Origin of the sequence: Prochlorococcus marinus XMU1411, from assembly GCF_017696075.1 — a bacterium.
In the GTDB taxonomy this organism is placed as follows: Bacteria; Cyanobacteriota; Cyanobacteriia; order PCC-6307; family Cyanobiaceae; genus Prochlorococcus_A; species Prochlorococcus_A marinus_V.
Map to the genome: position 1 here is coordinate 225,791 of NZ_JAAORI010000003.1, position 12,021 is coordinate 237,811.

Consider the following 12,021-nt stretch of genomic DNA (forward strand, 5'->3'; position numbering starts at 1 on the left):
TATCCTCGAATATCTATAAATTATTGTCAATTTTAATTTGCTGTTAAAATTGATTAAATAGAAAAAATTTTGAAGACTTTAACTATAATAAAACCTGATGATTGGCATTTACATTTAAGAGAAGGTCTTGTATTAAAAAATATCATTCATTTTACTTCCAAATTTTTTGGAAGAGCTATCGTTATGCCAAATACTAAAACTCCTATTACATCCGTTGAAAGCGCTATCTCTTACAAAAAATCTATTATTGAAGCGTTATCAGAAAGTTCTAAGTTTGAACCACTAATGACGATGTATCTTACAGATGAGACTAATAAAGCAGAGCTAATAAATGGTTTCAAAAATAATATCTTTTTCGCAGCAAAATTATACCCTGCTAATGCGACAACAAATTCCAGTCATGGAGTAAAGAAAATAGAAAATCTATATAATATTTTCGAATCAATGCAAGATAATGGAATGCCTCTTTTAATTCACGGGGAAGTGACTGATTCTGAAGTAGATGTATTCGATAGAGAAGAGGTTTTTATAGATAAAGAACTCTCCCAAATAACTAAAAGATTTCCAAAATTAAAAATTGTTTTAGAACATATAACCACCTCTTATGCCGTAGATTTTGTTCAAGAAAATAATATTGGAGCTACTATTACTCCGCATCATTTGCATATAAATAGAAATGCAATGTTTTTTGGAGGTTTAAATAGTGATTTTTACTGCTTACCAGTTGCTAAGAGAGAAAATAATAGACTCGCTTTAAGGAGAGCTGCAACAAGTGGAAAAAAATGTTTTTTCTTGGGAACTGACTCTGCTCCACACCTTAGGAAGTGGAAGGCTTTTTGTGGATGTGCTGGCATTTTTAATTCGCCAGTAGCAATAGAAAGCTATTTAACAGTATTCGAAGAGGAAGATGCTCTAGATAATTTTGAAAAGTTTGCAAGTTTAAATGGCCCCAATTTTTATAATGTTTCCCCAAATAAAGAAAAATTAAAATTAGTTTCTAGACCTAATAAAATTAAAGAATTTATTGATGTTGTTGAAGAAAATAATATTGTCGGACAAATAAAACCATTTCATGCAGGTGAAATTTTACACTGGCAAGTAGAAGGTTTAGTAAATTAAAAAATTTGAGTTAATCTGAAAATTAAAAGTGTAAATATTCCAATTTTTCTTGGTTAAATGGGTTGCTTTCGGCTACGATAAAAAAGCGCAAATTGCTATTGGGAGTGTGGCGGAATTGGTAGACGCGCCGGACTTAAAATCCGTCGAGCGATTTAGCTCGTGGGGGTTCAAGTCCCCCCACTCCCATTATTTAATTATTTATTTTTTAGTTCTGACGATAACTTCTAATAATTGTTATGTTTTAACTAATCAACCATAAATCAAAATGGAAAGTTTTTTTAATAATTCATTAGCTACTTTAATTGCTTATATTGGAATTATTTCTACCTATTTATTGGTTATTCCATTATTACTATTTTACTGGATGAATAATAGATGGAATATTATGGGCAAATTTGAAAGATTAGGAATTTATGGCCTTGTATTTCTTTTCTTTCCAGGTTTAATTTTATTTTCTCCATTTTTAAATCTCAGATTGAAAGGAAGTGGTAAAGGGTAAATTATTGACTAAAGGTAAAGTTATACAAATAGGTTTATTGATTTCATTTATTGGATTAATTAGTTATAAATTTGCACCGCAAAATGGCATCGAAAATTTTACATCTACTACTCTCTCAAGTTGTATCTTGATTTTGATTGTTATTACTTGGGTAACATCTTATGTTTATAGAGTTATAAATGGAAAAATGACGTTTATGGAACAAAGGAAGCGTTATAGAAAAGAGTATGAAAAAATTGTTAATGATAAACTAGAAACCAAATTCAATTCATTGTCAAAGGAAGAGCAGCAAAAACTAATGGAAGATTTAGAGAAAAATCCATAAATTTTTCATAGAAAAAATTCAAAAATCATGAAAGATAACAAAATGCAAATTACTAAAAACGAATCTCTATCTAAGGTAGATGAGAAGTTTGTTGAGTTAAAAAATAACAAAAAATTAGCTTTGATGCCTTTCATCATGGCTGGGGATCCCAATATTGAAATAACTTCTGAGATCCTATTGAAGTTACAAGAAAATGGAGCTGACCTTATTGAATTAGGTATCCCTTACAGTGATCCACTTGCAGACGGACCAGTTATTCAAGTTGCGGCCTCTCGCGCCTTAAAGTCAGGTACTAATCCAAGAAAAGTAATTAAACTTTTAGAGTCTTTAAAAGGCAAATTAAATATTCCCATCATTCTTTTTTCTTACTTAAATCCATTACTATGTTTTGGTTTTGAAAATTTTTGCGAGATGGCATCTAATGCTGGAGTTTCTGGACTAATAGTTCCTGATCTTCCTTTAGAGGAAGCTTATAAATTTTCTAAAATAGTTAGTAACCATTCCATAGACTTGATTTTATTGGTAGCTCCTACTACTCCTTTTGAAAGAATGAAACAAATATCAAATCATACAAAAGGCTTTACTTATTTAGTAAGTGTTACTGGTGTCACTGGTGAGAGAAATAAAATGGAAAATAGAGTAGAAAATCTTATTGCTAAATTAAAAGATGTAAATAGCAATCCAATTGCTGTTGGTTTTGGGATATCTACCCCTGAACATGTAAATAAAGTTCGTGAGTGGGGAGCAGATGGAGTAATTATTGGAAGTGCATTTGTAAAACGAATTTCTAGTTCAAGTGAAAAAGATGTCGTCTATCATGTAGGTAAATTTTGTAAAGAAATGCGTTTAGCTGCAGATCAAAAAAAATAAATAAAAAGATAATTTATTAATTTAAAATGATGTATTCAATTTATTTTTGTTGTCTTTAAGATCCTTCTGTAGGTAATAATCTAATTTGTTTTCTTCCTAGCTTAATTTCGAATTCATCACCTGCTTTTAAATCAAGAAGTGCTGTATACGCTTTCCCAATTAGAAGATTTCCATTGCCTTGAACTGTAGCTATATAACTAAGTTTTCTTCCACCTTTCCCAATACCTGCGACTCCAGAATCACCAAGATTAACCCCTTTTGCTTCTAAAAGTGCTTCATAAAATGCGGTAAAGTTTAATCGTTCACCTCCGTTTTTCTTATTAGAAACATATCCACAGGCGCGAACTAGGTCAGATTTGCTAACATCACCAAGTTCTTTAACTTTTGCAAGGAGATCGCTTCCAGTTAGCATAATTAATTAAAAGAAAGTTGTATTAAATAACATAGCAATTTGTGTGTAATATATGCAATTATTTAGTATGTATTTATTCTATTATTTATCTTTAAAAATGGAAAAGTTTGTAGTTTTTGGAAAGTACTGTCAAGATGCAATTATTAAAAGGGAACCATTTCGTGAACAACATCTTAATAGACTTAAAAACTTAAAAGATCGAGATATACTTATTACATTAGGGCCAACAAAATGCACCAAATATTTGTTTGGAATTTTTAATGCTAATGATGAAAATGAGTTGAAAGATCTTATTGAGGAAGATATATATTGGAAAAAAGGTATATGGATTAATTATGATATTTATCCCTGGATTCAGGCGTTTTAAATATAACTTAAGAAATTATTTTTAGTAATTATAAATTATTAATTGAATAATTAATTTAAATTAAAATATATAATATTTTTGCTTTAATAATTTAATTATTTATCATATTAAGGAATTAAATTGATATTTATTCGAAGGTTATTTTCAAGGGAGTTATATTTCTTGAAACTAAAATATAATATTTTAAATAATATTTATTCACAAGTATCTTGAGTTATCTGGTTTACTAACGAGTCGATATCTAATTGATTATATGGTTGATTTTGTTTTGTTTCTCGACAATCATTCTTAATATTATTTAACCACTTTTGCTCAATCTCTATAAGATTTTTTGCAATATTGAACATGCCGCCTTTCTTATATAACTCTTTAATTTTGAAAATAATCTCAGAGGTTCTGCTTGATTTAATATTTAATTCATTTGCTAAGTCTTTTTGGGTAAATCCATGAGATTTTAACCAATCTTTAATGAAGGAGACGAGTTCTTTTTCTTCCTGTATAGATAATTTAGTCATTCAAAAAAAAGGAAATAACTTATTAAGCTTATTCTCTGCTCTTGCTCTTATTGAAGGAGTCATGTATTTGCTCCATATACTGAGTACTGCTGTAAGGGCTACAAAATCATCACTAAACCCAACTAAAGGCATAAAGTCAGGGAAAAGATCAAATGGCATTATTAAATAGGCTAGTGCAGCCATTAATGAAACTCTTACTTGTGCAGGAGTAAAAGGATCTAAGGCCATCTCCAAAACTTCTAAGGCAGGCTTGGCAATTGTTCTTCCTGCTTTAATAAGAATCTTGATAATGATATTTTCATCAAATGTTGAACTCTCTAAAACTTCAGCATCGTAGATTTTTTCTTGGGTTTTGTAATTCTCTTTCATCTTTATAAATGAAATTTAAATGTTTTTATTGAAATTTTTAGCTAATACTATCAACTAGTCCATTCTGTATTCCTGCTTTTCTAAGTTTCCTCAGAGCACGTTGAACAACTTGTCGACAATATTCCCTGCTACAACTCATATGTCTTGCAACTTCAGCTAAAGTTCTCCATTCATTTGAGCCGTCTAAACCAAATCTTAGGCTTACTATCTTTCTTTCTTTTTCAGTTAAATTTGCTTTATCTAGTAACTTCCAAGCCGAGGCTGTCCTTTCGGCTAATTCTGCTAACTCCATTGGGGCAACCTGATCACTTGGAAGGATGTCCACCAACTCGGAAGGATCTGATTTTGATTTAACAGTACCTTGGAGACTAACAGTGATGCTTCTCAATTCGCAAGAAAGGAGTTCGTCAATTTCTTCTTTAGTTATTTTCATTTCTTCAGCTAGCTGATCACTACTGGGTGGAACACCCTTAAGTTGCATAAGCTTTGATTTTGCTGATCTTAGTTTTGTAAGTTTTTCATTAATGTTAACAGGGATCCTAATCGTTCTACTTTGAGTTGATAATGCTCTATTTAGACCTTGCCTAATCCACCAATAAGCATAGGTAGAAAATCTATGTCCTCTAGACGGATCATATTTTTCTACGGCCCTTGTAAGACCTAATGTCCCTTCCTGAATTAAGTCAAGTAACTCTAATCCTTTCCCTTGGTATCTTTTAGCAAGGTTGACGACTAGTCTTAGATTGGCAGTTATCATCTCGTTTTTAGCTTTTTCGCCAATCTTGATCTTTTTTCTTTCATCTTGGGAATATTCACAAGCAGGCCCTTTGCCACCTGCCTCTTGACATCTATTAATAAGCAAGACCATTTCTTGGACTTTTCTGCCCATAGTGAGTTCTCTTTCGGGAGTCAAAAGTTGATGACGACCTATTTCACCAAGAAAATCGCTTAATGAACTCACGATTTACCTCATTGATTGATATATCCAACTTATAGTCAATTCATTAATAAGCCATACATGTAATAATTAATTAATAATTAATTAATAATTATTAATTAGTTAATTAACAATTTTTTTTCAAATTTTTAGGTTTAAAAAATTATAAATTATGAATTTTAATTATTTAATTTTTTCTTCTTGATTCTAGAACAGTAAGTACATCTCTCCACTCAACGCCTTTATGCATAAGGGCTACTTGTAGATGATAAATTAAATCAGCAGCTTCATTTGAGATTGAATTTTTATCATTATCTTTGCACGCCATTATAAATTCTGCGGATTCCTCTCCTATTTTCTTCAAGATAGTATTACTGCCTTTTGTTAATAATTGATTTGTGTAACTTTTTTCTGATGGATTTATTGATCTTTCGTGAATTGTATTAAATAATTCAGAGCTAATATTTGAGAAGGGAGTTGTTCTTTTCTCTTTTTTATCATTTTGATTAATTTGGATTTCGTTGAAAAAACAACTTTTTTCACCAGTGTGACATGCTCCTAAACCATTTTGTTCAATCAAAAGGATTAATGCATCATTATCGCAGTCGAATCTTATCTCCTTAAGTATTTGGGTACTTCCACTTGTAGCTCCTTTTCTCCAAATTTCTGATCTTGATCTACTCCAGTAATGAACGTTTTTGGTTTCAAGTGTCATTGCCAACGATTCTTTGTTCATCCAAGCAAGCATAAGAATTGATCCGTCTAGCCAATCTTGTGCTATTGCGGGGATTAATCCATAATTATCAAAGTGTAGATCTTCTATAGAAAAATTAGTTGAATAAGTCATTATGTTCGTTATGTTAAATACTACTAAATGTGTTTTATTAAAAATTATCCTAACAGTTAATTGATGTATATTCATTCTGCGAAATTTTCATGCAGCAAAAGTTACGAGGATTTTCCCTGTTCACATAGGCAATGGCGCCATGAAGGCCACTGCAGATTTGTTCATGGATATTCGAGATCATTCACCTTTTGGTTCACTGCAAAAAAGTTAGACCTAAATGGTTTTGTTGTGGATTTTTCAAGCCTAAAGCCCCTAGAAAATAGACTAAAGGAGCAATTTGACCATACTTTTTTAGTAAATAAAGATGATCCTTTGTTGAATTACTGGGAAAAATTACATGAGTTAGATGCTTTAGATCTGAGAATTATGGATAATGTGGGAATGGAGTCCACTTCTGCATTGATTTGGAGATGGGCTAATGAATACTTGCAGGACAAGGATAAAGGCAGAACATGTTGTTGGAAAACAGAATCAAAAGAAAATAAATCTAATAAAGCATGTTATGAGGAAATTCCTGAATGGTTCAAATTTTAGATTAAAGTTGTTAAATTTTAAGTAATATAATTCTTTAATTTAGATCTTTAATCAACAATTAGCTCTCCATTAACCAGATAAATTTTAATCTCGTCTTTATTAAGGTAATAATTATTCAATATATTATTTGAAATTTTTGTCTCAATTTGTTTTTGAATAATTCTTTTTAAAGGCCTAGCACCATAGGCATGATCGAAACTATTCTCGACAAGTTGGTTAATTGCCTCATCTGTAATTTTTAATTTTAAGTTTTTTTTGTTAAGTCTTTTTTCTAAATTTTGAAGCTGGATTTTTGCAATTTCATTTATGTCATTTAATTCTAAATTATTAAAAATAACTATTTCATCAAGTCGATTTAAAAACTCAGGCTTGAAAAATTTTTTAAGTTCATTATCTACAACCTTTTTAATTTCATTTGTATCTTCTTTTCTAACTGATAAATCATTTATTGATTGACTTCCTAAATTACTTGTGAGAACGATGATTGAATTTTTGAAATTGATGGTACGACCTTGACCATCAGTAATGATTCCATCATCAAGAACCTGTAAAAGAATATCTAAGATATCTTTATGAGCTTTCTCTATTTCATCAAGAAGTATCAATGAATAAGGATTTTTGCGTACAGCTTCAGTTAGTTGACCGCCTGATTCGAAACCTAAATATCCAGGAGGCGCACCTATGATTTTGCTAACTGAATGTTTTTCCATATATTCAGACATATCCAGTCTTGTCATTGAAGAATTTGAATCGAATATTACTTTTGCTACAACTTTACTAAGCTCTGTTTTTCCAACACCAGTTGGACCTAAAAAGAGAAAACTGGCTAATGGCTTGCTTGGATCATTTAGACCAGTCCTTGATCTCTTGATGGAATCTGCAACAGCTCTAATTGCACTATCTTGCCCAATAATTTTTTCTTGAAGGATCGATTCTAGGCTTAAAAGCTTATCTTTTTCTGACTGGTTTAAGTTCTGTACTGGAATCGTCGTCCATTTTGACACGACTTCTGCAATATCATCGAATGTTACCTCTTGCCTTAAAAGACTCGTTTCTCCTTTTTTGTGAGAATTAACCAAGGACTCACTTTTTTCTTTCAATTTTTTTTGTAAAGAATTTAAAGTTCCAAATTCTAATTCTGCTGCTTTGTTGAGGTCAAAACTCCTTTTGGCTTGATCTATTTTTAATTGTATGGATTCAATTTCCTCTTTTATGGTGCTAATCTCATCAATTTCATCTTTTTCTTTTTTCCATTGAGCGCCTAATTCTGCCTGTCTATCTTTTAGTGATAAAAGTTCATTATTGATTTTTTTTAATCTTTCTATAGAAAAATCATCTGTTTCTCTCTTTAAAGAGAATTTTTCCATCTCAAACTGTAAAACTTTTCGATCTATTTCATCAATTTCTTCAGGTTTGGAAGTTATGATCATATTTAATCTTGAGGCTGCCTCATCGATTAGATCTATTGCTTTGTCAGGAAGAAATCTGTCGTTAATATATCTTTCGCTAAGAGTGGCAGCTGCAACTAAAGCATTATCAGAAATTCTTACACTATGATGAACTTCGTATCTTTCTCTCAATCCTCTTAAAATTGATACAGTATCATCTATTGAAGGTGCAACAATTTTTATTTTCTGAAATCTTCGTTCTAGAGCAGGATCTTTTTCTATATTTTGTTTATGTTCACTAATAGTCGTAGCACCAATACATCTAAGTTCTCCTCTCGCAAGCATTGGTTTTAATAGGTTACTTGCATCTAAAGAACCTCCACTGGCACCCGCACCAACTACTGTATGAATTTCATCAATAAATAGAATGATCTTACCGTCTGATTCCTTTACTTTCTTTAGGACATTTTTTATTCTTTCTTCAAATTCTCCACGATATTTTGCCCCAGCTAAAAGTGAACCCATATCTAATGAAATTAGTTGCCTATTTTGTAGTGCAGAAGGTACATCGCCATTAATAATTCTTTGAGCCAACCCTTCCACTATGGCTGTTTTACCAACCCCAGGTTCTCCAATAAGAACAGGATTATTTTTTGTTCTTCTACTCAATATTTGAATTGTTCTTCTAATTTCTTCATCTCTACCAATAACTGGATCTAAGATTCCATCCCTTGCTGATTGAGTTAGATCAATACCATATTTATCTAAAGAATCATTTAAATTATCAAAGTCATTTTTTGTTGATGGATCTGACTTCATTTTCTTTATTGTTTCAAGGAATTCTGGAATACTTTTGTGATTTAAAATTTGAAATCTGTATTTAACATCATAAGCGAAACCGTAAATTAAGTGTTCTGTTGATATCACTACATCATCTAAAGTATTTTTAATATCATTTGCTTTTGAAAATATCTCATAAAGAGTATTACCAATATATAAATTATCTTGTTTATTTTTCATTTTTGACTTCGAATTTAATGAAGACATAATTTTTTTCTCAATTTTTTTGATATTTACATTATTTTCTTTTAAGATCTTTTTTGTAAGGTTGTCTTTTTTTATAAGAGCTAATAATAAATTGTCAGAATCTACGTCTTGTTGATAATTTCTATAAGCAATTTCTTTGCCAAAAAGAAAACAGTCCCAAGCAGAATTTGAGAATTCGCTGGGGACTATTTTCATCAATCAAAATATAATTATGACTGTAATAAGTATTAAATAAAAAGAACTTAAATTTATAAAGAATTATTCAACGACAACTTTACCTACCATTCCAGCACCTCTGTGGGGCTCGCAATAGTAATCATAAGTTCCAGCTGTATCAAATGTTTCTTCCCAAGACTCTCCTGGAGCAAAAGCTAAATCTGCATGACTAAGTTCCTCATGTCCATCGAAAACAGCATTGTGAGGAGCAAGTTTGTTATTGACGAATTTAACTGTATCACCAGCACTAATGGTTACTGTGCTTGGTTCAAATGCAAGCATTCCAGCATCAGTACCAAGTTTTACTTCAACAGTCTTAGCTGAAACAGATGAAATACCTAGACCTAGAGTTAAAACTATTGCGAATAACCCTGCAAAGATTGAACGTAACATAATTAAAATTTACTTATATATACATATTACAAGGCTTTGGGAACCTAACCGTGAGAATTTTAATTGTTATTACAGCTTGGTAACTTAGATAACCTTAAAATATCGTTCAGTGACTTGGCATAACTTGTAAGTTTGAAAGTCTCAGGATTCGTGATGGGGACATGATTGAAGTCATATTTTTTGATACTGAAGCTATCCCAAGGTGTGGTTTGGATAGGAAGAATTCTTAATAATAATTTTAGAATTTTTTTTGTAAGAGGTATCGCAAAATATCTCCTCATATTATTTCTTTTTAAAAGTGTAATTATGGCCTGATCAATTGAAATAAATTTCTGACCTAATACAAATTTTCTAAAGCCTTTGTATGTTTCTTCTCTATGATTTTTAATTAGAAAACCGCAAATTTGAGCAATATCATTTGCGTGTATAAAGTGAAATTTAGAATCGAGTTTTAAAAATCTTGCTAACCAAAGCCATTTCCCAATTTCTTGCAATCCACTAGTTAAATAACTCACAGGATATTTACTTTTTTTGCCAAGAGTTCCTCCGAAAACCAAGGTAGGGAAAACAGCGAATGTTTTTTCTGCATATACGCTTTCTCTCAGTTTCTGGAAACATTCATATTTTGTTTGTATGTACTCTGTTCCATAAATTAATGATTCCCTCATTAATTCTGTTTGTGTGTCAAGAATGCTAGCTGTTGAAAAATAAATAATCTTTTCTAACTTTTCAATATCAAGCATTTCAAGTAATTCTTCAAAAGCTTTGATATTTACTTCATACGCTCTTCTTGGATCCCCCCAAGCTGTAGCAGTATGTATTAGGTAATTAATTTGACTAATTTCCTTTTTATATTTATGTGATTCCCTGATATCGCACACCATTAACTTGACTTTTTTATTTTCTTGAATTGGAATTGGTAACTTACTTTTATCTCGCACCATGAGATAAAGCCTGAATTTTGTGTTTTTTAAAAACCAATCTACTAAATATTGGCCAACACATCCATTAGCACCTGTAATTAATAAGTTTTTATATGTCAAGTTTTTAACTAGTAAGTGAGTTTTTTCCCATGTTCAAAAAATGTTTGAGCATTTTCTTCTGGAGTCCCAGGTAAAATCCCATGACCTAAATTAAGAATATACTTCCGGTCTTTAATTTTATTAAAAGTATTATCTATCCTTTCTTTAATTGATTCTTTGTTCCCGAATAAAATACCAGGGTCAATATTGCCTTGAATTCCTATCCCACTAGGGATTCTTTTACAAGCCTCTTCAATGTCTACTGTCCAGTCTAATGAAATTATATCTACGCCTGTTTTTGCCATTCTTTCTATTACGCCAGCACTTCCTGAAATGTAAAGAATTACTGGTGTTTCAGGGTATTCCGCTTTTACAATGTCAACAACTTTTTTTTGATATGGTCCAGCAAAGATATCATAATCTTGTGGGCTTAGTTGGCCTGCCCATGAATCAAAAATTTGTACTACTTGCGCTCCAGATTTTATTTGATATTTAAGATATTCACCAATAGATTTTGCAAAATGATCAAGGAGTTTATGAAGTAAATCTGGTTCTTTAAAAGCCATTGATTTGATTAAAGAATAATTTTTACTGCTTTTACCTTCAACGACATATGCAGCGAGAGTCCAAGGTGCGCCAACAAAACCTAAAACCGTTGCCTCATTATTCACATCTTTTTTTAGTGAAGAAAGCACTTGCCCAACAAAACTTAAACTCTCACTTGGATTTAATTCTTTTAAATTCTCTATCTGGCTAAGAGTTCTTATTGGGTCCTCAATTATTGGACCTTTACTTTCTATTATTTCAAAATTTATTCCCATCCCTGGAAGAGGTGTGAGAATATCTGAAAAAAGGATCACACCATCTGGTTTGAAAGCATGAAAAGGCTGCATTGAAATCTCATATGATAGTTCTGGATTTTCAGACCTTTCTCTAAAACTAGGGTAACGCTCCCTTAAATCTCTATAGATTTTCATATATCTTCCTGCTTGCCTCATCATCCATACTGGCGGTCTATTAACTTTTTTACCTAATGCGGCAGAAAGTAGTAGCGGTAAATTTTCACCCATTTTTCAATAAGATATGTTTTTTTAAAAAAAAATTTTAAAATTCCAACTTAGAAATCTTACAATGCAAAGGATATCAAAAGCGTTATATGAA

15 protein-coding genes and 1 tRNA gene are annotated in these 12,021 nt (G+C 31.2%); 7 read left to right on the forward strand and 9 right to left on the reverse strand.

Annotation, left to right across the window (positions count from 1 at the left end; all coding sequences use genetic code 11):
• The first annotated feature begins 69 nt into the window (after nt 1-69).
• The 5 genes from pyrC (at nt 70) to trpA (ending at nt 2,813) form a co-directional block, all read left to right on the forward strand.
• On the forward strand, nt 70-1,119 hold the full coding sequence (gene pyrC, locus HA145_RS02965) for a dihydroorotase (protein WP_245151767.1): 1,050 nt from the start codon (nt 70-72) through the stop codon (nt 1,117-1,119).
• Between the two features lie 100 nt (nt 1,120-1,219).
• Nucleotides 1,220-1,305, forward strand: a tRNA-Leu gene (locus HA145_RS02970).
• A 79-nt stretch (nt 1,306-1,384) separates the two neighbouring features.
• Nucleotides 1,385-1,618: an NAD(P)H-quinone oxidoreductase subunit L gene (locus HA145_RS02975; protein ID WP_209127778.1), complete on the forward strand. Its 234-nt coding sequence runs from the start codon at nt 1,385-1,387 to the stop codon at nt 1,616-1,618.
• Between the two features lie 4 nt (nt 1,619-1,622).
• Nucleotides 1,623-1,943, forward strand: a complete 321-nt coding sequence (locus HA145_RS02980; RefSeq protein WP_209127779.1) for a DUF3007 family protein — start codon at nt 1,623-1,625, stop codon at nt 1,941-1,943.
• Nucleotides 1,944-1,970: 27 nt separating this feature from the next.
• Nucleotides 1,971-2,813 carry a tryptophan synthase subunit alpha gene (gene trpA / locus HA145_RS02985; protein WP_209127780.1) on the forward strand — a complete coding sequence of 281 codons (843 nt, stop codon included), beginning with the start codon at nt 1,971-1,973 and terminating at the stop codon, nt 2,811-2,813.
• Nucleotides 2,814-2,868: 55 nt separating this feature from the next.
• On the opposite strand, the gene HA145_RS02990 is transcribed toward trpA, so the two are convergent.
• A complete protein-coding gene (locus HA145_RS02990; protein ID WP_209127781.1) occupies nt 2,869-3,225 on the reverse strand; it encodes an AbrB family transcriptional regulator in 357 nt (118 codons plus the stop codon).
• Nucleotides 3,226-3,322: 97 nt separating this feature from the next.
• Between HA145_RS02990 and HA145_RS02995 the strand changes: the two genes are divergently transcribed.
• The gene (locus HA145_RS02995) at nt 3,323-3,592 is read left to right on the forward strand and encodes a YciI family protein (RefSeq protein WP_209127782.1); all 270 of its coding nucleotides are present in this window, start codon (nt 3,323-3,325) and stop codon (nt 3,590-3,592) included.
• Between the two features lie 194 nt (nt 3,593-3,786).
• Here the strand turns inward: HA145_RS02995 and HA145_RS03000 are convergent, their stop codons facing one another.
• From HA145_RS03000 to hisIE, 4 genes are all read right to left on the reverse strand, one after another.
• Nucleotides 3,787-4,107, reverse strand: a complete 321-nt coding sequence (locus HA145_RS03000; RefSeq protein ID WP_209127783.1) for a hypothetical protein — start codon at nt 4,105-4,107, stop codon at nt 3,787-3,789.
• Nucleotides 4,108-4,476, reverse strand: a complete 369-nt coding sequence (locus HA145_RS03005; protein ID WP_209127784.1) for a YkvA family protein — start codon at nt 4,474-4,476, stop codon at nt 4,108-4,110.
• 37 nt (nt 4,477-4,513) lie between these two features.
• Nucleotides 4,514-5,437 carry a sigma-70 family RNA polymerase sigma factor gene (locus HA145_RS03010; RefSeq protein WP_209127785.1) on the reverse strand — a complete coding sequence of 308 codons (924 nt, stop codon included), beginning with the start codon at nt 5,435-5,437 and terminating at the stop codon, nt 4,514-4,516.
• 163 nt (nt 5,438-5,600) lie between these two features.
• On the reverse strand, nt 5,601-6,260 hold the full coding sequence (gene hisIE / locus HA145_RS03015; protein ID WP_209127786.1) for a bifunctional phosphoribosyl-AMP cyclohydrolase/phosphoribosyl-ATP diphosphatase HisIE: 660 nt from the start codon (nt 6,258-6,260) through the stop codon (nt 5,601-5,603).
• Between the two features lie 63 nt (nt 6,261-6,323).
• On the opposite strand from hisIE, the gene HA145_RS03020 reads away from it, so the two are divergent.
• Complete coding sequence (locus HA145_RS03020) at nt 6,324-6,794, forward strand: 6-carboxytetrahydropterin synthase (RefSeq protein ID WP_209127787.1); 471 nt, start codon at nt 6,324-6,326, stop codon at nt 6,792-6,794.
• Between the two features lie 47 nt (nt 6,795-6,841).
• Here HA145_RS03020 and HA145_RS03025 read toward each other — a convergent pair whose 3' ends face one another.
• From HA145_RS03025 to hemE, 4 genes are all read right to left on the reverse strand, one after another.
• Nucleotides 6,842-9,424, reverse strand: a complete 2,583-nt coding sequence (locus tag HA145_RS03025; protein WP_209127788.1) for an ATP-dependent Clp protease ATP-binding subunit — start codon at nt 9,422-9,424, stop codon at nt 6,842-6,844.
• A 63-nt stretch (nt 9,425-9,487) separates the two neighbouring features.
• On the reverse strand, nt 9,488-9,838 hold the full coding sequence (gene petE / locus HA145_RS03030) for a plastocyanin (protein WP_209089128.1): 351 nt from the start codon (nt 9,836-9,838) through the stop codon (nt 9,488-9,490).
• Nucleotides 9,839-9,897: 59 nt separating this feature from the next.
• A complete protein-coding gene (locus HA145_RS03035) occupies nt 9,898-10,881 on the reverse strand; it encodes an NAD-dependent epimerase/dehydratase family protein (protein WP_209127789.1) in 984 nt (327 codons plus the stop codon).
• An 8-nt stretch (nt 10,882-10,889) separates the two neighbouring features.
• Nucleotides 10,890-11,930: a uroporphyrinogen decarboxylase gene (gene hemE, locus HA145_RS03040; protein ID WP_209127790.1), complete on the reverse strand. Its 1,041-nt coding sequence runs from the start codon at nt 11,928-11,930 to the stop codon at nt 10,890-10,892.
• Between the last annotated feature and the right edge of the window lie 91 nt (nt 11,931-12,021).